This window comes from Streptomyces sp. PA03-1a (assembly GCF_033792805.1).
Lineage (GTDB): Bacteria > Actinomycetota > Actinomycetes > Streptomycetales > Streptomycetaceae > Actinacidiphila.
In genome coordinates this window covers 1-20489 of sequence record NZ_JARAVO010000095.1, presented here as the reverse complement: position 1 = coordinate 20489, position 20489 = coordinate 1, and the positions used below count along the sequence as shown (strand labels likewise).

21 protein-coding genes are annotated in these 20489 nt (G+C 70.9%); 16 read left to right on the top strand and 5 right to left on the bottom strand.

Features of this window, described 5'->3' with window-relative positions:
- Positions 1 to 71: 71 nt before the first annotated feature.
- Complete coding sequence (locus PV341_RS21950) at positions 72 to 2732, bottom strand: right-handed parallel beta-helix repeat-containing protein (RefSeq protein ID WP_500358799.1); 2661 nt, start codon at positions 2730 to 2732, stop codon at positions 72 to 74.
- Positions 2733 to 2839: 107 nt separating this feature from the next.
- Positions 2840 to 3823 (bottom strand): aldo/keto reductase, encoded by a 984-nt coding sequence (locus PV341_RS21945; protein ID WP_500358806.1) that lies wholly within the window; start codon positions 3821 to 3823, stop codon positions 2840 to 2842.
- Between the two features lie 152 nt (positions 3824 to 3975).
- Between PV341_RS21945 and PV341_RS21940 the strand changes: the two genes are divergently transcribed.
- The 8 genes from PV341_RS21940 to PV341_RS21905 all read left to right on the top strand — a co-directional run bounded on the left by PV341_RS21940 (position 3976) and on the right by PV341_RS21905 (position 11988).
- A complete protein-coding gene (locus PV341_RS21940) occupies positions 3976 to 4995 on the top strand; it encodes a zinc-dependent alcohol dehydrogenase (protein WP_500325006.1) in 1020 nt (339 codons plus the stop codon).
- On the top strand, positions 4992 to 5753 hold the full coding sequence (locus tag PV341_RS21935; protein ID WP_500325008.1) for an SDR family oxidoreductase: 762 nt from the start codon (positions 4992 to 4994) through the stop codon (positions 5751 to 5753). The genes PV341_RS21940 and PV341_RS21935 overlap by 4 nt, the downstream gene beginning before the upstream one ends.
- Before the next feature lie 623 nt (positions 5754 to 6376).
- Positions 6377 to 7747 (top strand): ABC transporter substrate-binding protein, encoded by a 1371-nt coding sequence (locus PV341_RS21930; protein WP_500325010.1) that lies wholly within the window; start codon positions 6377 to 6379, stop codon positions 7745 to 7747.
- A gap of 1 nt (position 7748) precedes the next feature.
- Positions 7749 to 8702, top strand: a complete 954-nt coding sequence (locus PV341_RS21925; RefSeq protein WP_500325012.1) for a carbohydrate ABC transporter permease — start codon at positions 7749 to 7751, stop codon at positions 8700 to 8702.
- A gap of 2 nt (positions 8703 to 8704) precedes the next feature.
- Positions 8705 to 9607, top strand: a complete 903-nt coding sequence (locus PV341_RS21920; protein WP_500325014.1) for a carbohydrate ABC transporter permease — start codon at positions 8705 to 8707, stop codon at positions 9605 to 9607.
- A 31-nt stretch (positions 9608 to 9638) separates the two neighbouring features.
- On the top strand, positions 9639 to 10820 hold the full coding sequence (locus tag PV341_RS21915; protein WP_500358798.1) for a mandelate racemase/muconate lactonizing enzyme family protein: 1182 nt from the start codon (positions 9639 to 9641) through the stop codon (positions 10818 to 10820).
- Entirely contained in the window at positions 10817 to 11155 is a 339-nt protein-coding gene (locus PV341_RS21910; protein ID WP_391579169.1) for an L-rhamnose mutarotase, read from the top strand. Before PV341_RS21915 ends, PV341_RS21910 begins: the two co-directional genes overlap by 4 nt.
- Positions 11152 to 11988 carry an amidohydrolase family protein gene (locus tag PV341_RS21905; RefSeq protein ID WP_500358797.1) on the top strand — a complete coding sequence of 279 codons (837 nt, stop codon included), beginning with the start codon at positions 11152 to 11154 and terminating at the stop codon, positions 11986 to 11988. Before PV341_RS21910 ends, PV341_RS21905 begins: the two co-directional genes overlap by 4 nt.
- Here PV341_RS21905 and PV341_RS21900 read toward each other — a convergent pair.
- Together PV341_RS21900 and PV341_RS21895 are read right to left on the bottom strand one after the other, a co-directional pair.
- Positions 11973 to 12755 carry a FadR/GntR family transcriptional regulator gene (locus tag PV341_RS21900; protein ID WP_500358796.1) on the bottom strand — a complete coding sequence of 261 codons (783 nt, stop codon included), beginning with the start codon at positions 12753 to 12755 and terminating at the stop codon, positions 11973 to 11975. The genes PV341_RS21905 and PV341_RS21900 overlap by 16 nt on opposite strands.
- A 199-nt stretch (positions 12756 to 12954) precedes the next feature.
- Positions 12955 to 13140, bottom strand: a complete 186-nt coding sequence (locus PV341_RS21895) for a hypothetical protein (RefSeq protein WP_500358794.1) — start codon at positions 13138 to 13140, stop codon at positions 12955 to 12957.
- A gap of 125 nt (positions 13141 to 13265) precedes the next feature.
- Between PV341_RS21895 and PV341_RS21890 the strand changes: the two genes are divergently transcribed.
- From PV341_RS21890 to PV341_RS21880, 3 genes are read left to right on the top strand one after another with little or no spacing between them, the layout of a single operon-like run.
- The gene (locus PV341_RS21890) at positions 13266 to 13466 is read left to right on the top strand and encodes a hypothetical protein (RefSeq protein ID WP_500358793.1); all 201 of its coding nucleotides are present in this window, start codon (positions 13266 to 13268) and stop codon (positions 13464 to 13466) included.
- A 53-nt stretch (positions 13467 to 13519) separates the two neighbouring features.
- Positions 13520 to 14227, top strand: coding sequence for a response regulator transcription factor (locus PV341_RS21885; RefSeq protein WP_500325023.1), 708 nt, complete (start codon positions 13520 to 13522; stop codon positions 14225 to 14227).
- Positions 14224 to 15588, top strand: a complete 1365-nt coding sequence (locus tag PV341_RS21880; protein ID WP_500358792.1) for a sensor histidine kinase — start codon at positions 14224 to 14226, stop codon at positions 15586 to 15588. Before PV341_RS21885 ends, PV341_RS21880 begins: the two co-directional genes overlap by 4 nt.
- A 39-nt stretch (positions 15589 to 15627) precedes the next feature.
- Here PV341_RS21880 and PV341_RS21875 read toward each other — a convergent pair whose 3' ends face one another.
- Positions 15628 to 16338: a CAP domain-containing protein gene (locus PV341_RS21875; RefSeq protein WP_500358791.1), complete on the bottom strand. Its 711-nt coding sequence runs from the start codon at positions 16336 to 16338 to the stop codon at positions 15628 to 15630.
- Positions 16339 to 16674: 336 nt separating this feature from the next.
- Here PV341_RS21875 and PV341_RS21870 point away from each other — a divergent pair, with 336 nt between their 5' ends.
- The 5 genes from PV341_RS21870 to PV341_RS21850 all read left to right on the top strand — a co-directional run bounded on the left by PV341_RS21870 (position 16675) and on the right by PV341_RS21850 (position 20449).
- Positions 16675 to 17145, top strand: a complete 471-nt coding sequence (locus tag PV341_RS21870; RefSeq protein ID WP_500325029.1) for a cation:proton antiporter regulatory subunit — start codon at positions 16675 to 16677, stop codon at positions 17143 to 17145.
- 4 nt (positions 17146 to 17149) lie between these two features.
- Complete coding sequence (locus PV341_RS21865; protein WP_500325031.1) at positions 17150 to 18370, top strand: cation:proton antiporter; 1221 nt, start codon at positions 17150 to 17152, stop codon at positions 18368 to 18370.
- Between the two features lie 79 nt (positions 18371 to 18449).
- Positions 18450 to 19397, top strand: a complete 948-nt coding sequence (locus PV341_RS21860; protein WP_500358805.1) for a HAMP domain-containing sensor histidine kinase — start codon at positions 18450 to 18452, stop codon at positions 19395 to 19397.
- 2 nt (positions 19398 to 19399) lie between these two features.
- Entirely contained in the window at positions 19400 to 20059 is a 660-nt protein-coding gene (locus PV341_RS21855; protein ID WP_500358789.1) for a response regulator, read from the top strand.
- An 18-nt stretch (positions 20060 to 20077) separates the two neighbouring features.
- On the top strand, positions 20078 to 20449 hold the full coding sequence (locus tag PV341_RS21850; RefSeq protein WP_500325034.1) for a DUF4259 domain-containing protein: 372 nt from the start codon (positions 20078 to 20080) through the stop codon (positions 20447 to 20449).
- Positions 20450 to 20489 lie beyond the last annotated feature (40 nt).

Here is a 20489-nt window from a genome sequence, read left to right as displayed (position 1 = left end):
TCTCGTGCGCGCCCGCCGACGGGCTCCGGAACACCTCACCGCGCCTGTCGTCGACCCACCGTGAGCGGCACCTACGGCATCGTTGCGGCCGTGAAGGAGCCGGAGTCGAACTGGTTGATCGCTGACTGCGTGACGTCGTGGGACGTGGAGAAGATGCCCGCGTCCTGCTGCGCCGCCGCGGAGGCCAACGTCACGGGCTGACCGATCGGGACGTAGTTGGCGCCGTCGTAGGAGTACGAGGCACTGAACGAGGTGCCCGACCGGGTGAGCTTCACCCAGATGGGGCGGTAGATGTCGACGCCGGCGCGGGCGTCGGTGTCCAGGTACCCGTCGCCGTTGGCGTCCCACTCGAACACGACGCCGTTGCGGGCGGTGACCGCGACGACGGCGTACCCGGGCGAACTCCCTGCCTTGGTCATGTCGTTGCGGACCATGACCCCGGACTTGGCCCAGGCGTTGGCGTCGTTGACCGACACGACCCGGGTGGACACGCTCGAGTCGGCGTTGATCGAGCCGGACCGGTAGATCGAGCCGAACTGGTCGTCGTGCTGACCGCCGGCGCCCCACACGTCGGCGCCGGCCGCCGCGATCCCGAATCCGCCGCCGCGCTGGCCGAAGTACGAGCTGACGGCCGAACCTCCGGACGTGCGCAGGCCCGGTGCGACCGGTGCATCGGCCGCGCACCCGCTGAAGCCGAACTGGTTCGCGTTGAGGGACGTCCGGTACTGCGGCGCGACACCCGCCTGGCAGATCACGTCCCGTGCGCCCGCGGGCCAGTTGGCACCGGCGACCTTCACGTTGTTGATCAGCTGGTTGTTGTGCGCCCCGGCGTTCGGCGTCGAGGCGCCACCCGAGTTGTACCAGTTGTTCTGGATGACGTTGTCGCTGGTGTTGTTGCGGAGGCTGTACGCGTTGGTGAAGAGGAAGGAACCGCCCTGGACCACGTTGTTCTCGTAGGTCATCGAGCGCGAGCCCTCGTCGAGGTAGAGGCCGACTCCCGAGATGTTGAACAGGTAGTTCCTGGCGACCACGCTTCCCGGGCTGGCGGAGAGGTTGTAGACCGATCCGCCGTCGGCGAAGCGCGCCTTGGTGTTGTGCACGAGGTTGCCCTCGACGCGGTTGTCCTTGAGCGTCGTCGGCGTCGTGTACTGCGTGTTCCACTTGTAGTAGCCGCGGTCGACGTAGTCGTTCGAGCCCCCGGCGTCGTTGATGCCCCAGCCGTAGCCCGTGTCGATGCCGTCGTAGGGGACGTTGGAGACCTCGTTGTGCAGGATGCGGGCGCCCGTGACGTAGGTGCTGAGGATGCCGCTGTTGTCCTTGTAGTCGACCGCCACGCGATTGATCGTGTTGTCGGATATCAGGATGTCGTGGTTGGTCATCCTCGGGTCGCTCGGGTGGTGCGCGTCGGGCAGCACGCCGCCGACCGCGACGCCGTGGCCGCTGTTCTCCGTGAACCGGTTGCCGACCACCTCGATGTCGCCGGCGCCCAGCCCGACACCGGTCACCGTGGCGTTGGCGTCGTTCCCGATGCCCAGCGCCGACTGGCCGAGGTTGGTGAACGTGTTGCCGGTGAACGAGATGCGGCTGGCGGCGGAGACCTGCACCGCGGCGGGCTCCTGGTACCAGCTGGTGCGCGCCCGTTCGAACATCTCGCAGCCGCGCGAGCAGCTGGTGAAGGCGTCGGCGGGGCGGTAGTCGTAGGCGCCCTTGATGAAGAGGCCGTTCTGCTGGTCCGCGTACCCGTCGGTCGAGGGGCCGAGCCAGGAGGTTCCGGAGAACTGGATGCCCTTGAAGGCAAGTCCGGTCACCGGCTTGTCGTACGTCCCGCCGATGCTGACCAGCGACTCCATGCGGGGCAGCTCGATGTCGAGCCGGTTGGGGTCGACCCCGTCCGCCGGCTTGTAGTAGAGCTTCCCGGCACTCGGATCTATGTACCACTGGCCGACCTGGGTCAGGAAGCTCAGCGAGTTGTCGAGGTACCAGCTCGGACCGGCCAGGAACGAGTTCTGGACGGTGTCCCAGCCCCAGGTGTTGTTGTCCCACGCCGGCTGGGCCATCGTGATCTCGGTGGCACTGATGCTCTTGACCGGCGAGTAGCGGTTCGTGAAGTCGCCGAGGGACTCGAACTCGATGCGCCCCTGGTCGGGGAGCGTGGCGAGGTAGCTCAGGGCCGGGTTCTTGATGGTGAGACCGGTCGCGGTGGGAGTGACGTCCGCGTTGGCCAGACGGATGGCGGCGCGAGGGGCGATCACGCCGTTCACGTAGAGCTGGCGGGTGTCCAGGCCGCTGGGGGTGTCCGCCTCCCAGATGCCCGACCCTGCCCCGGACTTGGACCAGCCGGTGACCTTCGAGGCGCCTGTGATGACGGGGTGGGCGCCCGGGGCGGCGGCCCATTCGACGGTGTGGTCGCCGCCGTCGTCGCCGGGTCCGAACCGGAGGGGCTCGGAAAGCCGGTAGGTGCCGTCGGCAAGCTGGACGGTCACGTCACCGTGCTTGGTGGCCGGGCCGACGACATGCTGCGCCCGCTCCAGCGAGCACGGCTGCGACCGGCTGCAGTGTCCGGCGTCCTTGCCGTCCGGCGCTGCGAAGTACTCCGTCCGGGGCGCGGCTTGCGCTTGGAGGGGAATGAGCGCTGATGCGATGAGGGCGCCGGCGCCGAGCGCCGCGAGGGCGCCTGCCCTGCGCCTCCATCGTCTGCTCACCGAGCGTGTCGAGTCTGACGTCGATGTCATGTTCGATCGCTTCCTGTGATAGGGGCGTTGATGCCCGACACAGAGTTAGCATACGTATGATGTTTGCAACAAGATTCATGTGACGTATGACTTGGAATCCCGGAGGACTAGCGTGTCCGCATCGGGTCCGGGACGAGCCCTGTGACGTGCAGCTCCTCCCACAGCGCCTCCGGGATCACCGCCCGGTACCGCGCGACATTGCTTCGCACGTGTTCCTGAGTGCGCATCCCCGTCACCACCGAGACGACCGCGGGATGGCGCAACGGGTACTGGACGGCGGCCGCGGGAAGCTCCACGCCGTGCCGCTCGCAGACGGCGGCGATGCGGGCGGCGCGTTCGACGACGGCCCGCGGCGCCGCCCCGTAGTCGTAGGGTGCCGAGCCGTCCACGGCCTTGGTGCTCAGCAGTCCGGAGTTGTAGACCGCCGCCGCGACGACGCCGACACCGCGGGCGACGGCGACGGGCAACAGGTCGTCCAGCGCCGATTGGTCGAGAAGGGTGAACCGCCCGGCGACCATCACCACGTCGACGTCGGTCCGCCTCACGAACTCGGCCGGCATCGCCGCCTGGTTCATGCCGGCGCCGATGGCGCCGACGACGCCCTGGTCCCGGAGCTCGGCCAGGGCGGCGATCCCGCTCGACGATGCCTGCTCCCAGTGGTCGTCCGGATCGTGCAGGTAGGCGATGTCGAGCCGGTCCGTCCCGAGCCGCGCCAGTGACTCCTCCACGGAACGAAGGATCCCGTCGCGGCTGAAGTCCCAGACCCGCTTCTTCGTCGCCGGCACGACGAACCCGTCGTCGTCGAGCAGGTGACTCGTGTCAGGGCTGTCCACGAGCAGGCGCCCGACCTTCGAGGAGATGACCACACCCGGCCGGGCGGCCGCGTGCAGGGCCTCCCCCAGGCGGCGTTCGGACAGCCCGAGGCCGTAGTGCGGCGCGGTGTCGAAGTAGCGGATCCCTTCCTCGGCCGCGGCTGCGACGGCGCGTTGCGACTCGTCGTCGGTCGTCTGGGTGAAGAGGTTGCCGAACTGGGCTGCGCCCAGGCCCAACTCCGTGAGCTGGTGCCCGGTTCGCAGTCCTCGGGTCGGCAGCGTCCGTTCCGTGGATGCGCGGTCGCGCGTCGGTGGCTTGCTGGTCACAGGGTCGAATGTCACAGCGACAGCATACGTATGATGTTTACTGTTAGGCTGCGCGGGCTGTGGGCCGGTGCGGCCCGCGACAGAGCGAGGAGGAGCCGATCGGCATGTTGACGGCACGTTACACAGGCGCGCGCACGATGACGGTCGAGGAGCGGGAACCTGCTGAGCCGCGTGCGGGGGAGGTCCGGGTCGCCGTGGCCTACGTCGGGATCTGCGGCACGGACCTCCACGTGTTCCACGGGGACATGGACGGTCGGGTCGGCGAGTCGGCGACGATCGGACACGAGATGTCGGGCACGGTCGTCGCCCTCGGCCCCGGCGTGGAGGGCTGGTCGGTGGGTGATGCGGTGACGGTCATGCCGCTGGCCTGGGACGGCACTTGTCCGGCCTGCCGTGCGGGGAACGAGCACATATGCCAGAACCTGGACTTCATCGGCATCGACAGCCCCGGAGCCCTCCAGGAGTACTGGAACGTACCGGCGTCGACACTCGTGCGGCTGCCCGCGGGGATCTCGCTGCGGGACGCCGCGCTCGTCGAGCCCGTGGCGGTGGCGGTACACGACGTACGGCGTTCGGAACTCGGCCCGGGCGACAAGGCGTTCGTTGTCGGTGCGGGCCCGATCGGCGTCCTGATCGCGATCGTCGCTGCCGCGTTCGGTGCCGAGGTCGTGATCGCCGAGATCGACCCGACCCGGCGGGCAGCCGCCGAGGAGATGGGGCTGACGACGCTGGACCCCTCGTCGGTCGACCAGGTCGCCTGGGTGGAGGAGTGGACGGACGGCGCCGGAGCGGACGTCGTGTTCGAAGTCTCCGGCTCGGCCGCGGCCGTGCTCGGCGCCACCGGCCTGGCGAAGGTCCGTGGCACGCTCGTGGTGGTGGCCATCCACTCGCAACCGCGGCCCGTCGACCTGCACCGCGTGTTCTGGCGGGAGCTGAGGTTGCTCGGTGCGCGGGTCTACCAGCGCCACGACTTCGAGCGCGCCATCGAGCTCCTGGCCGAGGGCGCCATCCCGGCCGAGAAGCTCATCACGGGCATCGTGCCCCTGAGGGAGGTCGAAGCGGCCTTCGGTGTCCTCGAGGCCGGGCAGGCGATGAAGCTGCTCGTCGAGGTGAGCGCGTCATGAACCCGTTCGACCTGACCGGGCGCCTCGCTGTCGTGACGGGGGCCAAGCGTGGCATCGGGTTCGCCGTCGCCGAGGCCCTGGCGGCTGCCGGTGCCGACATCGTCGGAGTCTCCGCCACCCTCGATCCGGCGTCATCGGCGATCGGCGACCGCGTGCGCCGGCTCGGCCGTGAGTTCTCGGGACACCGCGTCGACTTCACGGACCGGCGGCAGGTGACCGGGTTCGCGGAGGAACTCGCCGCAGGCGAGCGCCTGGTGGACATCCTGGTCAACAACGCCGGCACCATCCGCCGCGCTCCCGCCGCCGAGCACCCCGTGGAATGGTTCGACGAAGTGCTCGAAGTCGACCTCACCAGCACGTTCGTGCTCAGCCAGGTTCTCGGGCGGCGGATGCTGGAGGCACGGCACGGACGCATCGTCTTCACCGCCTCGCTGCTCTCGTTCCAGGGCGGGATCAACGTGCCGGGCTACGCGGCGGCCAAGTCCGGCGTGGCGGGCCTGATCCGGGCGCTCTCCAACGAGTGGGCAGGACGCGGTGTGACCGTCAACGGCATCGCCCCGGGCTACATCGCGACCGACAACACCCAGGCGCTTCAGGACGACCCCGACCGGTCCCGCGCGATCCTGGAGCGGATCCCGGCGGGGCGGTGGGGAACGGCGGAGGACATCGCGGGCGCCGCTGTGTTCCTGGCGTCGGACGCCGCGCGCTATGTCTCCGGGACCATCCTGCCGGTCGACGGTGGCTGGCTCGGCCGATGAGGCTTTCGCACGCCCGTCGGTGGTGACAACGCTCCCGCGAGAAGCGGTGCGGGCAGCAACGTTGCCACAGGGCCGGCCGGCTCGGCATCGAGGCGCTCTGGAGGCGTCGGCGGCCGCCTGACCGTCGATCAGGACCTGGGCGGCGGCGCGGTCGCCGGTGGCCGCGGCGGTGACCGCCACCCCCTGCGGCGGACCGAGGTCGCGCCGGCGGGGGAAGAATGCACTGACCCGGTCCCACGGCCGGAGGTCGCGGGGCCCCGCCCGCACGTGATGGCGTTGTCGACGAGGTGGCCGATCGCGTCCGGTATCGCCCGGTGGCCGTACGCCTCCGGCTGCCCACCCCGGCCGTGCAACCCGTCGGGGTGGGCAGCAGCGGCCGGACCACGGCCCACTTCTCTCCGTCATGTCCGAGGGACGCCCCGAACACGGTCCTGGTGATCGGCCGCGTCCCCGAATCGGTGGGCGACGCAATCACACGTCGGTGCCGCCGAGTTGCCGAACGGGACAACCGTCGACGCCCACCCCTCAAGACGATGCACCTCAAGCTCGTGACAAACATCATACGTATGCCCTACAGTCCAGGCGCGGAGTCGTCAACGAAGTCGACAAGACAAGGACATCCCATGGTCGGAATCCACTCTGTGGTGCGTTCGCGCCGTAAGGCGTCGACCGTCGCCGTGTTGTGCGCCGCAACGGCGCTCCTGACCCTCGCTGGTTGCGGCGGTGAAGGCAGCTCGGCGAACGGGGCGTACGGGTTTCCCGAAGCCAAGCAGGAGGCCTCCTCGACGATCACCGTCTGGGTGGACGCGGACCGACAGGCTGCCGTGAAGGCGTTCCAGACGGCGAACCCGGACACCAAGATCAAGGTCGTCACCTATGACGGGGCGGCCAACGGGTCCAACTCCTTCCGGACGAAGATGCAGCTCTTCGACCGCGCCGGCAGCGGCTGGCCCGACGTCGTCTTCTCCAGCCAGAACAACGACGCGGCATGGGCCAGCCAGAAGAGCAACGGCAAGCAGGCCTTCGCGGCCGTGCTGGACAAGGGCCTGGTCCCGAAGGACACGCTCGGCAACTTCACCGAAGGCTCGCTCAACCCCTGCACGGTGGAAGGCCGCGTGTACTGCCTGCGCAACGACCTCGCCCAGGCGGTGCTCTGGTACAACAAGTCCCTGCTCGACAAGTTCGGCTACGCCGTCCCCACCACGTGGGAGGAGTACCAGGCGCTCGGCGAGAAGGTCGCCAAGGAGCACCCCGGCTACATCGTCGGGACGGCCGGCGACGCCTGGACGCCCGAGGTGTTCATGTGGGGGAGCAAGTGCCAGGCCAATGACGTGCCCGGCCCCAAGTCCCTCACGGTGAAGACCGACTCGACCGAGTGCAAACGGGCCGCCTCGCTGCTCGACACCCTCCGCGACAACGGGACCGTGCCGGTGGTCAGCGTGTTCACCCCCGAGTTCCTGAAGAAGTACTCGGGCAAGGTGCTGATGATGCCGGGTCCGGCCTGGTATGCCGGCGCGATATTCAACAACCCCCAGTCGCTCAACGTGCCGGCCGGGCAGCTCGGCGTCGCCGCGCCGCTGCCGTGGAAGGGCGAGAGCGGGGCGGTGACGGGCAATGTGGGTGGCGGAACCTGGTTCGTCTCCAGCCATTCGAAGAACCTCAAGGCCGCCGAGAAGTTCCTGCAGTTCGTCACCACCGCCGACGAGTACCAGGTCGATGTCGCACCGGGTTACCCGGCCTACGCGCCGGCCGCACAGAAGTGGGTCGCCAAGCAGGAGGCGAGCAAGTACTACGCCACCCCGCTGCAGCCGGTGGTGACCGCGGCGTCGCAGGTCTGGGACGGCTGGGGCTACCCCATGTTCAGCCAGGAGGCGATCTGGGCGAAGACGATCACCCCGGGGGTCACGGGCGGAAAGTCGATCGTGGACCTGCTGCCGGACTGGCAGACGGCCATCGAGAACCAGGCCAAGGTCAACGGATACAAGGTGAACTGATATGACCCTGGCTCCTCCGAGTGGCCAGCCGGCCGTCGACGCCTCAGGGCGTCGGCGGCCGGGCCGGGGCGGCGGCCGGGCGGCCGGCCGCGCCTTCGCTCGCAGTCCGATCGGCTATCTCTTCGTCTCGCCCTACGCGTTGCTCACCGTCGTCTTCGGGATCGTGCCGTCGCTCTACGCGCTGTTCCTGGCCTTCACGAACGCCGACGGCGGATTCGCGGGCTTCGACAACTTCACCACGGTCGTCGGCGACTTCCGGTTCTGGCCGGCCGTGTTCCACGTGACCACCTACCTCGTCATCTGGCTCCTTGGGCTGGTCGTCTTCGTCGTCGGCCTGGCGCTGGTGGTCCACGCCATCGGCGTGCGGTGGGTGAGCACGACCCTGCGCTTCGTTTACTACCTGCCCGGCGCGCTCGCGGGCGCGTCCAGCGTCCTGTTGTGGCTCTTCGTCCTCGATCCGACCGCCAGCCCCGTCAGCGGTCTGCTCAAGGCGATGGGGTTCGAGAGCTTCGTGCAGGTGATCCAGCCCGGCCACCTTCCGGCGATCTTCGCGATCATCGCGTTCTGGACCGGAGCCGGCGGATGGATCCTCATCATGTACGGCGCCCTCAACAACATCAGCACCGACGTGATCGAGGCCGCCCGCATCGACGGTGCGAACGCCGTCCAGATCGCGCTGCGGATCCAGCTTCCGATGCTGCGCAAATGGGTCGCCTACATGGGCGTCATGTCGCTCGCGGCCGGCACCCAGCTGTTCGTCGAGCCGCAGTTGCTCAGCCAGGCCAGCAACGCGGTGGTGCCCAACGACTACTCGCTCAACCAGCTGGCCTACCAGTACGCCTTCCAGCAGAACGACTTCAACGGCGCGGCCGCGATCTCGCTGATCCTGCTGGTCGTCGCACTCCTGCTGTCCTGGGTGTTCGTGACCCGCGGCGGCCTGTTCGAGAAGGAATGACCATGGCAGCACTCTCCGCCGGACGCCGCCGGCCAAGCCTCAGCGGGTGGAGCGGGCGGTCCATCGCAGGCGTCCTGCTCGTCGTCTTCGTCCTGTTCTTCGCCGTCCCGATCGTCTGGCTGCTGCTCGCGGTGACGAAGTCCTCGAAGACGCTCGTCGTCGCGGACCCGTTCTCGATCGGGTCGTGGTCGGACCTTGTCGCCAACTGGCACCAGTTGTTCGACTTCCAGGACGGTGCGGTGACGACCTGGATCGGGAACTCCGCGCTGTACGCGATCGGCGCTCTGGTGATCACGCTCCTCGTGAGCATCCCCGCCGGCTACGCGCTCGCGCTCACGGAGTTCAGGCTCCGGCAGGCGCTGCTGGTGCTGACGCTCGTCGTCATGCTGATCCCCAACACCGCACTGGTGCTGCCGATCTTCCTCGAACTGAACAGCGTCGGCCTGATCGGGAGCCCGCTGTCGGTGATCCTTCCGATGTCGTTCTTCCCGTTCGGCGTCTATCTCACCTACATCTACTTCTCGACCAGCATCCCTCGTGACATCCTCGCCGCCGCGCGCATCGACGGCTGCACCGGGTTCCAGGTCTTCACCCGGGTCGCCCTTCCGCTGGCCGCCCCGATCGTCGCCCTGGTGGCGTTCTTCAGCTTCGTACAGAACTGGAACAACTTCTTCCTCCCGTTCGTGATGCTGCCCTCGAGCGACGGCTACCCGATCCAGGTCGGGCTCACCTCGCTCCTGGCGTCGACCCCGGCTTTCAATCCCAGCTCCGCGGGATCCGACTCCGTCCAGCTGCCCACCCTGGCGCTGGGGACGATCGTGTCGATCCTGCCCGTCCTGGTCGTCTTCCTGTTCTCCCAGCGATTCCTGGTCGCAGGCATGACCGCTGGAGGAACCAAGGAATGACCACTCGCACCTGCAAGGAGAACCACCGCCGATGAAGATCACCGGGTACCGCAGTCTGAGCACCGTTCACGACTGGGGCAGAATCACCGGGGACGTCAACGGTGTCCAGCCCGGCCACGCCACGCCGGTCCCCGTCCTCATCATCGAGACCGACAGCGGAATCGAGGGAGTGGGCCTCGGGGCCCACGCCGACATCGCCCGTGTCTTCCCCGCGATCGAGGGCGACGACCCGCGCTCGGTCGTGGCGCTCTACGACCGCATGCTCGACTGGGTGTTCAAGGCCGGTCACTCAGGATCCACCTTCGGCACCATCGGGGCGGTCGACATGGCCCTCTGGGACATCAAGGCCAAGGCCGCCGACGAGCCGCTCTGGCGGACCCTCGGCGCCCGCGAGCGCTTTGTCCCGGGCTATGCGTCCGGTCTCGAGTACGGCCTGACCGACGAGGAACTCGTCCTCCTCTACGGCCGGTTCGCGGACCGCGGGTTCAAGGCCGGCAAGCTCAAGGGCGGCCGCGACCTCGACCGCGACCTGCCCCGGCTGGAGATCATGCGCGATGTCCTCAGCCGCAACTCCCGCCGGCCGGGGCTCATGTTCGACGCCAACGAGTCGTGGAACCACGCCCAGGCGGCCCGGTACGTCGCGGCCATCGAGGAGCGCATGGACCTCACCTGGGTGGAGGAACCGCTCCGCCGCTGGGATGCGGCCGGCATGGCCACGCTGCGTGGGAAGGTGCGCGCGGCGATCGCGACCGGCGAGAACCTCACCGGACTGGAGCAGTACCGTCCCCTGCTGGACGCCAACGCGGTCGACATCGTGCAGGTCGGCAACGTGTGGGGGATCACCCACTTCCTGCGCGTCGCAACGCTCGCGCACGCCCACGACCTGCCGGTGAGCCCCGTCGCGTACAACGCGAACCCGGTGGCGCACGCCGCCGCCGCCGTGCCGAACCTGCTGACCTTCGAAGTCCAGGACCTTCACTTCCCCGTCGGTCTCGACGTCGACCAGCAGTTCGACGACGGAGGCATCGTCCTGGGCGATCGCCCGGGCATCGGGATCATGGTGGACGAGTCCCGGATGTCACCGGCCGGCGCCGCGGCGCTCCTGCCCGCGGCGACCGGACCGCACATCCGGCCCGAACGCGCCGCCCTGCGGATGGTGGCCGAGCCGGACGTGATGGACGACCCGTTGTCCAGCGGAGGCCGAACCTCGTGACCCGTCGACCCGAGCGCAGGGCCCTCGTCGTGGGTGTGCGGCCCGAGAAGCGCGAGGAGTACCTCGCCCTGCACCGTGCCGTGTGGCCGGGCGTCGAGCGAAAGCTCACCGAGTGCAACGTGCGCAACTACAGCATCTTCATCTTCGGCGACATCCTGTTCGCCTACTACGAGTACGTCGGCGAGGACCACGAGGCGGACATGCGTCGGATCGCCGAGGACCCGGTGTCGCAGGAATGGTGGACGCACACCGACCCGTGCCAGGTGAGAATCGCCGAGGAGCGTGATCCCGGGGCGCTGTGGCAGCCCGTCGAGGAAGTGTGGCACCTCGCATGACGGCCGGCATCGACGCCCATGTGCACCTGTGGGACCGGGCCGTGGACCCGCAGGACTGGATCGACGCGGAGACCATGGCGCCGATCGCCCGCGACTTCGGCGCCTGGGATCTGAGCGGGATGCTGGCCTCGACCGGACTCGACGGTGCCGTGGTCGTGCAGTCGAGCAACAGCCTCGAGGAGAGCATCCGGCTCGCCGGGCTGGACTCGTCCGCCGTCGCCGGCCTCGTCGCGTGGGTCGACCTCGCGGCGGAGGTCGGACCTCAGCTTGACCGGATCCGCAAGGACGCCGCCGTCCCCGTCGTCGGGGTGCGGCATCTGGCCCACATCGACCCGGACCCGGAGTGGATGCTGCGCGAGGAGGTCGGCGCGGGCCTCGCGGTACTCGAGCGTGAGGGCCTGTGCTTCGACCTCGTCGTGCGTGAGTGGCAGCTCCCTCAGGCAACGCGCCTGGCCGCGCGCCACGGCGGACTCCGCTTCGTGCTCGACCACCTGGGCGGTCCGCCCGGGCCCGGGCAGGACAGGAGCACGTGGGCGTCGCGGCTGCGGGAGCTCGCGCGGCAACCGAACGTCGTCGCGAAGGTCTCGGGACTCACGTCGGGACTCGCCCCCGGATCATGGCGTGCGGCCGATCTCGCCGACCCGGTGGCGATCGCCCTGGGATCCTTCGGCCCCGAGCGTCTGCTCTACGGCTCCGACTGGCCGCTGGCTGAGCTCGGCGGGGGTGCGGCGCCCTGGAAGTCCGCTCTGGAAGCCCTGCTCGACGGGCTTTCCGCCGCGGAACGCGCGCGTGTGTTCGGCGGCAACGCTGCCGACGTCTACTCGCTCTTCTGATCGATCGCCCGGCCGCGCGCCCGTGGCGCGTGGTCGGGCAGCCGACGACGCTCCCACGAGGTGTGGATGTGGTCGTGCATCGCCTTCTGGGCCGCGGCGACGTCCTTCCTTGAGATGGCGTCGACGATCGCCGCGTGTTCCTTCAGGGTCAGTGCGACCGCGTCAGGGGGGTCGATGCCCTGGTAGCGGCTGGACTCCGTGGCGCGCTTGTACAGATGCTTGGCGATGTTCTCCGCCAGGCGGTTGCCGGAGATCTCCATGAGCGCGTAGTGGAACACCACGTCCGCCTGACGGAAGGAGTCCGTCTCGGACTCGCTTTCGCGCATCGTGGTCAACGCGTTCTCCAGCCTCCTCAACCCATCTGCGCTGCGGGAAGTGGCCACCGCTCCCGCCATCGCCGACTCGAGGCTCGCCCGCACGATCGTCAGCTCGTCGAGGACACCGAGCGTCGCGTCGTTGTCGATCAACGCGGACAGCACCACCGGATCGAGCATGTTCCAGTACCCCGGCGCCCGCACCTGGGTGCCACGCCCCTGGGAAACGATCACCAGGCCCTTCTCCTCGAGCCGCTTCACCGACTCACGCAGCACCGTGCGACTCACGCCGAAGTGTTCGCTCAGCGGACCCTCCGGGGGCAGCAACGCGCCTTCCTTCAACTGGCCCGTCACGATGAGGTCGACGAGCTCGGCAACGACTGCAACACCCAAGCGGCCGGCGGGCAGGCGTGGCGGGAACAGACGGTTCGAGGGCTGCGACTCGGATGGCATACGTATGACCTTATCGCTCCAGCAATCCGCGTCAGCAGAGGTTCATGGTTCATGACATGTCGTCGGCGTTACGTCCGGGTCGCGGAGGCGTTCCCGACGGACGAACAGGGCCCCGGCGTTTGCCCGGATCGTCTCGGCCTGGGGCGGGATCGAAGTCGAAACGCATGGCGCCCGGTACCCCGTCGCCGTCCGCGCCCGGTCACCAGGACACCTCGCGGATGGTCGCCTTGCTCTGCGGGGTCGTGGTGGCGACGATCTCGGAGCGGTGCCGGTCGCCGGAGAAGGTCACCGTCAGCTGCTGCGCCCCGTCACGCCGGGTGGAGACGGTGAACCCGCTGGCGGGCACGGCGGACACCAGGCACACGGCGTCCTCGCCGAAGCGCACCGAGGCCTGGCCGCCCTGGGACTGGAGGGTGTGGACCCCGGCGCCGCCGGTCCGCCACGCCCGTCGACTGCGGGTCCGGCGGGGCCGGGGTCCACACCCTCCAGTCCCAGGGCGGCCAGGCCTCGGTGCGCTTCGCGGCGGGGGACACCGGCGCGGACCGCGACGGCGAGGGCCGCGCGGGGGACGGGCTGCCGCCGGCGAGCGCGCTCTCGGGGATGTCCCGCGCGACGGGCGGCGTCGGGCGTGTCGAGCCCACCACGAAGCCCACCGTCAGCATGACCGCGGTCACGCTGACCGCGGTGCACGAGAGCCATATGACGACGTAGCGCAGGTACCGGGGCACGCCGCCATCTTTCCCGACCGGCTACTGTCCCTCCACATGGCATCCGTACTCCTGGTCGAGGACGACCCCGCGATACGCGCGCGGCTGGTCGAGGTGCTGACCGCGCACGGCCACATGGTGCACAGCTCGGCCTACGGCTTCGAGGCGTTGCGGCAGGCCGCGCAGCGCCCCCCGGACGCCGTGGTGCTCGACCTCGGGCTGCCGGACCTGGACGGGGTGGACGTGCTGCGGATGCTGCGCGGCATCTCACGGGTCCCGGTCCTCGTCACGACCGCGCGCGACGACGACAGCGAGGTGATCAGGCTGCTGAACGCGGGCGCCGACGACTACCTGGTGAAGCCGTTCTCCGGGGGCCAGTTGGTGGCCCGTCTGACGGCGGTGCTGCGCCGTTCGGCGATGGCGCCGGCGCAGCCGCAGGGCCCGGCCCCGGAGGGCGCGGCCGGCGCGCTGCGGGTGGGCGGTCTGCTGATCGACGTACCGGCCCGGGTGGCGTACCACGACGGGCGGGAACTGCGGCTGACGCGCCGGGAGTTCGACCTGCTGGCCTACCTGGCGGAGCACGTGGACCGCGTGGTGCCGCGCAGCCGCATCCTGGCGGACGTGTGGCAGCAGGCTTACGTGGAGGACCAGACGATCGACGTCCATCTGTCGGCGCTGCGCCGCAAGCTGGGCGAGCGGGCCTCGCAACCCCGCTACCTGCACACCGTGCGGGGCGTCGGCATCAAGCTGGTGACGCCGCGATGAGACGCGCCCTGGCCGGGGTGGCGCTGGCGGTGACGTCGATGGTGGCGCTGTCCTTCCTGATCCCGCTGGCGCTGCTGGTGCAGTCCGAGGCCCGTTCGCGGGCGACCACGGTCGCCGAGCAGCGGGCCGCGGCGCTGGCGCCGGTGCTCGCCCTCACCACGCGGCCCGCGGACGTCCAGCAGGCGGTGGCCGGGCTGGACTCGGGGGACCACCTGAGCGTGCGGCTGCCCGACGGGCAGGTCGTCGGGAAGGTGCACGCCTCCCAGGAGGCCCTGGACCGGGCGGCGGACGGACGGCGGACCGTGGCCACGGACACCTCCGCCGGCTGGGTCTACCTCCAGCCGGTGATCCTGGCCCGGGACCGGGTGGCGGTGGTGGAGGCCTTCGTCCCCCGGGCCGACCTGGACCGGGGGGTGAAGGCGTCCTGGGCGATGATGGCGTTGCTGGCGCTGGGCCTGGTGGCGGGGTCGGTGCTGGTCGCCGACCGGCTGGGCGCGCGCGTGGTGCGCGCGTCCCAGAGTCTGTCCCGCGCCTCGCGCTCGCTCGGCGCGGGGGAACTGGGCATCCGGGTGGAGCCCAAGGGGCCGCCGGAGCTGCAGGAGGCCGGGGTGGCCTTCAACACGATGGCCGACCGGGTCGTCGAACTGCTCGCCACGGAACGGGAACTGGTCGCCGACCTCTCGCACCGCCTGCGGACCCCGCTGACCCGGTTGCAGTTGGAGGCCGAGCGGATCGCCGCGCAGGTTCCCGGCTACCGGGGCGAGGACCTGGAGGCCGCGATCGCGCACCTGGAGAGCGAGCTGGACTCGATCATCGACGCGGCCCGCACGCCGCTGTCGGCCTCGCCCGAGCGCCCGGGCCGCGCGCAGGAGTGCGACGCGTCGGCCGTGGTGCGCGGCCGGGTCGAGTTCTGGTCCGTCCTGGCGGCGCAGCAGGAGCGCGAGTGCCGGCTGGAGGCGACCGCGGAGGCGACCGCGGTCCCGCTCGGCGAGGACGACCTCGCGGCGGTCGTCGACGCGTTGATCGGCAACGTGTTCCGGCACACCCCGCAGGGCACCGCGCTGTCGGTGACGGTGGAGCGGACCGCCGCCCGGACGGTGCTGCTCACGGTGGACGACGCGGGGCCGGGGATCAGCGACCCGGACACCGCCCGGGCCCGCGGGGTGAGCGTCGGCGGCTCCACCGGCCTCGGCCTGGACATCGTGCAGCGGGCGGCGGCCGCCTGCGGCGGCGGCATGGAGATCACCAGGGGCCCGCTGGGCGGTACGAGGGTACGGGTGACGCTCGGGCTCGCCGGCGGGCCGCCTGTGGGGGGAAGGAAAGCGGCCCGACGCGCGAGGCGTCACCCGCACCCGGCCTGAGGCCGACCGGCCGCCCCAGCTGACCGGCCGGTCGGCGGTTCAGCGGGGCGTGCCGAAGTCCTGGGTCCACCAGGGACCGTTGGACGACGTGTTCACGCCGACTCCGATCTGTTCGAAGGTGCAGTTGAGGATGTTCGCCCGGTGCCCCTCGCTGTGCATCCAGGCGTCCATCACGGCGGCGGCGGTCCGCTGGCCCACGGCTATGTTCTCGCCGAGGGCCGACCACTGGTACCCGGCCGCCTCGACGCGCCCGGCCATGGTGGACCCGTCGGGCCCGGTGTGGGAGAGCTCGCCCGAGCGGGCCATCACGTCCGTGTAGTCCTGGGCGGCCTCGGTGAGCCGGTCCTCCAGCGTCACCGGGCGGCATCCGGCGGAGGCGCGCTCCTCGTTGACCAGCCGGACGATCTCCTCGACCACCGAGTCGTCGGCGTCGGACCGCGAGGGCTGCGCCGCGACCGTCGTCGAGGCCGGTGACGGGGCCACCGTACGGGTCGGGGTGGCGGAGGCGCTGGGGCTCGCGGTCGTCGGGCTCGGGCTCGCGGTCTCCGGGCGCGCGTCGGACGCGAGGGGGTCGTCGGCCTCCCGGTCGCCGGCCGCCAGCGAGGCCTCGTCCTTGCCGCCGTTGTTCCCGTACTGCGCACCGACCCCGACCAGGGCGCCCGCGGCGACCGTCGCCACCGCGGCGGCCAGCGGCCAGGACCGCGCCGAGGGGGCGCGGCGGGCGCGGTGTCGTTTCCTGTGGGAACTCATGCGCGGGGTACCTCCGGACGACGGGAACTCCACCGGGCACGTCCGAACGTGGTGTGCCGGGCACTGCGACCCTAGGCGCCCGTGGCGGAGAACTCGCCGGTCGGGGGCGGATCTTCAAGAACACATAAGGCTGCGCTCAGGTAAGGCACCGGTTCTCCCGGCCTTTTCCGTTCCGGGTGTGGGAACCGTCACACCGGGCCCTCGATGGGTGTCAGCACCCATATCGGCCCGGTTCGCCCGGATGAAAGGATGAGGATCCACGGGGGGCGAAACGGACGAGCAACCGGGCGGCGGCACGCCGTCCGTGAAGGGAACCGAGCTGTGCCTGCTCCGCGGATGAGCACGACACCATTGCCGGGCATCGGTGTCCGGTACGACCTCACCACGCGGGACCGGCGTCATCTGTCGGTGGTCGCCCACCGCGACGGATCGCGGACGGTGAACGTGTACCGGGCCGACGACCCGGACGCGTGCGCGCAGTCGCTGCGGCTGACCGGGCCCGAGGCGACGTCGCTGATCGACGCGCTGATGCCGACGCACCACAGCCCGAACCTGCTGCACACGACCGACCTCGGTCTGGTCGCCGAGCGCATCGAACTGCCCGTCACCTCGTACTGGAACGGCCGCCTGCTCGGCGAGACGCGGATGCGCACGGACACCGGCGCCTCCATCGTCGCCGTGCTGCGCAGGGCGGACGCGATCCCCTCCCCCGCACCGGACTTCCGCCTGGCCGGCGGCGACACGATGATCGTCATCGGCACCCGTGAGGGTGTCGAGGCCGCCGCCGCGATACTCGGGCGGGAGTGAGTCCTTGCACTCCGCGGTCTTCCTCATCGAATTCGGCGCCATCATCCTCGGTCTCGGCCTGCTGGGCAGGGTCGCCGGGCGGTTGCGCTTCTCCCCCATCCCCCTCTACCTGCTGGCCGGGCTCGCCTTCGGCGAGGGCGGGATCCTGCCGCTGGGCACCAGCGAGGAGTTCGTGGCGATCGGCGCCGAGATCGGCGTCATCCTGCTGCTGTTGATGCTCGGCCTGGAGTACACCGCGAGCGATCTGATCGGGAACCTGCGGACGCAGTACCCGTCGGGCCTGGTCGACATCGCGCTCAACGCCCTGCCCGGCGCGGTCGCGGCGCTGCTGCTCGGCTGGGGCCCGGTGGCCGCGGTGGTGCTGGCGGGCGTCACCTGGATCTCCTCCTCCGGGGTCATCGCGAAGGTGCTGGGCGACCTCGGGCGGCTCGGCAACCGCGAGACGCCGGTGATCCTGAGCATCCTGGTCCTGGAGGACCTGGCGATGGCGGTGTACCTGCCGATCCTCACCGCCCTGCTGGCCGGGGTCGGCTGGGCGGCGGGCAGCGTGACGCTGGCCGTGGCGCTGGGTGCCGCGGGCCTGGTGCTGCTGGTCGCGGTCCGCTTCGGGCGCGTGATCTCCCGGTTCGTCTCCAGCGACGACCCGGAGAAGCTGCTGCTCGTCGTGCTGGGCCTGACGCTGCTGGTGGCGGGCATCGCCCAGCAGTTGCAGGTGTCGGCGGCGGTGGGCGCGTTCCTGGTCGGCATCGCGCTGTCCGGGGAGGTCGCCGAGGGCGCCCATTCGTTGCTGAGCCCGCTGCGGGACCTGTTCGCGGCCGTGTTCTTCGTCTTCTTCGGTCTGCACACCGACCCGGCCAGCATCCCGCCGGTCCTGCTGCCGGCGCTGGCGCTCGCGGTCGTCACCGCGCTCACCAAGATCGCCACCGGTTACTGGGCGGCGCGCCGCGCCGGGGTCGCGGTGCGCGGCAGGTGGCGGGCGGGCGGCGCGCTCGTGGCGCGGGGCGAGTTCTCCATCGTCATCGCGGGGCTGGGGGTCACGGCCGGCATCGAGCCCGCGCTGGGCCCGCTGGCCACGGCGTATGTGCTGCTGCTGGTCGTCTTCGGCCCCCTGACGGCCCGCTACACCGAGCCGCTGGCCCGGGCACTGGCCGGGCGCCGCGCCCCGGCGGCCCTTACGAGCGGCTCCGAGCCGGAGCGCACCCCGTCCCCCGTCGCCGGGGACTGACCCCGCGCGCCCGTCGTCCGCTTCCCGCATGCTCGCTGTCCCCCGGTTCCCGCTTTCCCCTGAGAGGAGGCCCGTGGCCGTGTCGCTGTTCTGGCGGATCTTCCTGCTCAACGCCGTCGTACTGATGGTGGCGACGATGCTGCTGCTGGGGCCGGTCACGGTCTCCTCCCCCGTCCTGCCGGCCGAGGCGGCGGTGGTCGTGGCGGGCCTGGTCGCGATGCTGGTCGCCAACGCCGTGCTGCTCCGGGTCGGGCTGGCGCCGCTGCGCCGGCTGACCCGGGCCATGGCGGCGGCGGACCTGCTGCGCCCCGGGCGCCGGCCGTCCGCCGCCGGGCACGGCGAGATCGCCGAACTCATCACGACCTTCAACACCATGCTCGACCGGCTGGAGAGCGAACAGGCCGCCGGCAGCGCCCACGTACTCTCCGGCCAGGAGGCCGAGCGGCAGCGCATCGCGCAGGAGCTCCACGACGAGGTCGGGCAGACGCTCACCGCGGTGCTGCTCCAGCTCAAGCGCGTCACCGAACTCGCGCCCGGCCCGCTGCGCGAGGAGTTGCACCAGGTCCGCGAGACCACCCGCGCCGGCCTGGAGGAGATCCGCCGCATCGCGCGCCGGCTGCGGCCCGGGGTCCTGGAGGAACTCGGCCTGCCCAGCGCCCTGCGGGCGCTGACCGCCGAGTTCACCTCCCCCGCACTGGCCGTGCGCCACCGCATCGACCCCCACCTGCCCGCCCTGGACGAGCAGACCGAGCTGGTCCTCTACCGGGTGGCCCAGGAGGGCCTGACCAACACCGCGCGCCACGCGGGCGCCGGCCGGGTCGACCTCCTGCTGGAACGCACCGCCACCGGTGCGCGCCTGACCGTCCGCGACGACGGCAAGGGCCTCGGCGCCGCCCCGGAGGGCGCCGGGATCCGGGGGATGCGCGAACGCGCCCTGCTCATCGGGGCGCGCCTCACGCTCCGTCCGGGACCCGACGGCGGCACCGAGGTGCGGCTCGACGTTCCCGCCCGCGAGGAGGACCGCTGACCGTGCCCGACGCGGCGAAGACCCGGATCCTGCTCGCCGACGACCACGCGCTGGTGCGCCGCGGCGTGCGGATGATCCTCGACGACGAACCGGACCTGACCGTCGTCGCGGAGGCCGGGGACGGCGCCGAGGCCATCGAGCAGGCCCGCGCCCACGAACTCGACCTGGCCGTCCTCGACATCGCCATGCCCCGCCTCACCGGACTCCAGGCGGCCCGTGAACTGTCCCGGCTGCGGCCCGGACTGCGCATCCTCATGCTGACGATGCACGACAACGAGCAGTTCTTCTTCGAGGCGCTGCGCGCCGGGGCCAGCGGCTACGTCCCGAAGTCCGTCGCCGACCGGGACCTCGTGGAGGCCTGCCGCGCCGCCGTGCGCGACGAGCCGTTCATCTACCCGGGCGCGGTCACGGCGCTGGTGCGCAACCTCCTGGAACGCGCCCGGCACGGCGAGCCGCTGCCCGCGCGGGCCGTCACCGACCGGGAGGAGGAGATCCTGAAGCTGGTCGCCGAGGGCCACACCTCCAGGGAGATCGGGGACATCCTCTTCATCAGCGCCAAGACGGTCGAGCGCCACCGTGCCAACATCCTGCAGAAGCTGGCCCTGCGCGACCGCCTGGAGCTCACCCGGTACGCGATCCGGGCCGGGCTGATCGAACCCTGAGCGGAGGAACGAGGAACGGTGGGCGGTTGGGGCAGCGGCAACTTCGACGAGGACACGGCGGCGGACCATCTGTCCGTTCTCACCGGGCGGCTGGTCCGCGAGGTCGAGGACGCCGTCGCCGGCGCCCCCGGGGCGCTGGAGCCCGACGAGTACTGGGGCGTGGCCGTGCCCTGCAACGTGGAGCTGCTGCACCTGATCGCCACCCAGGGCTGGGCGGGCGTGGTGCTCCCCGCGGCAGCGACGGTCCGGCAGTGGAAGGCGGCCTTCCTCGCCGCCTGGGACGGGGCGATCGACGACCTGGCCCCCTCGCCGGAGCACCGCGCCGGGCGGCGCGCGGTCCTCGTCCGCACCTTCGACGCGTTGGCCGAACTCGCCGAACGCAGGACCTGACCACCGCACGCGCCGAGCGCCGTGTCCATGCGGGCGGGAC

Bases quoted from the DNA above. Each gene is read 5' to 3' on its own strand.
- PV341_RS21935 (WP_500325008.1), top strand. From the start codon at position 4,992: ATGAACCCGTTCGACCTGACCGGGCGCCTCGCTGTCGTGACGGGGGCC.
- PV341_RS21930 (WP_500325010.1), top strand. From the start codon at position 6,377: ATGGTCGGAATCCACTCTGTGGTGCGTTCGCGCCGTAAGGCGTCGACC.
- PV341_RS21870 (WP_500325029.1), top strand. From the start codon at position 16,675: ATGAGCACGACACCATTGCCGGGCATCGGTGTCCGGTACGACCTCACC.
- PV341_RS21950 (WP_500358799.1), bottom strand. From the start codon at position 2,732: ATGACATCGACGTCAGACTCGACACGCTCGGTGAGCAGACGATGGAGG.
- PV341_RS21915 (WP_500358798.1), top strand. From the start codon at position 9,639: ATGAAGATCACCGGGTACCGCAGTCTGAGCACCGTTCACGACTGGGGC.
- PV341_RS21920 (WP_500325014.1), top strand. From the start codon at position 8,705: ATGGCAGCACTCTCCGCCGGACGCCGCCGGCCAAGCCTCAGCGGGTGG.
- PV341_RS21875 (WP_500358791.1), bottom strand. From the start codon at position 16,338: ATGAGTTCCCACAGGAAACGACACCGCGCCCGCCGCGCCCCCTCGGCG.
- PV341_RS21880 (WP_500358792.1), top strand. From the start codon at position 14,224: ATGAGACGCGCCCTGGCCGGGGTGGCGCTGGCGGTGACGTCGATGGTG.
- PV341_RS21940 (WP_500325006.1), top strand. From the start codon at position 3,976: ATGTTGACGGCACGTTACACAGGCGCGCGCACGATGACGGTCGAGGAG.
- PV341_RS21905 (WP_500358797.1), top strand. From the start codon at position 11,152: ATGACGGCCGGCATCGACGCCCATGTGCACCTGTGGGACCGGGCCGTG.
- PV341_RS21900 (WP_500358796.1), bottom strand. From the start codon at position 12,755: ATGCCATCCGAGTCGCAGCCCTCGAACCGTCTGTTCCCGCCACGCCTG.
- PV341_RS21925 (WP_500325012.1), top strand. From the start codon at position 7,749: ATGACCCTGGCTCCTCCGAGTGGCCAGCCGGCCGTCGACGCCTCAGGG.
- PV341_RS21885 (WP_500325023.1), top strand. From the start codon at position 13,520: ATGGCATCCGTACTCCTGGTCGAGGACGACCCCGCGATACGCGCGCGG.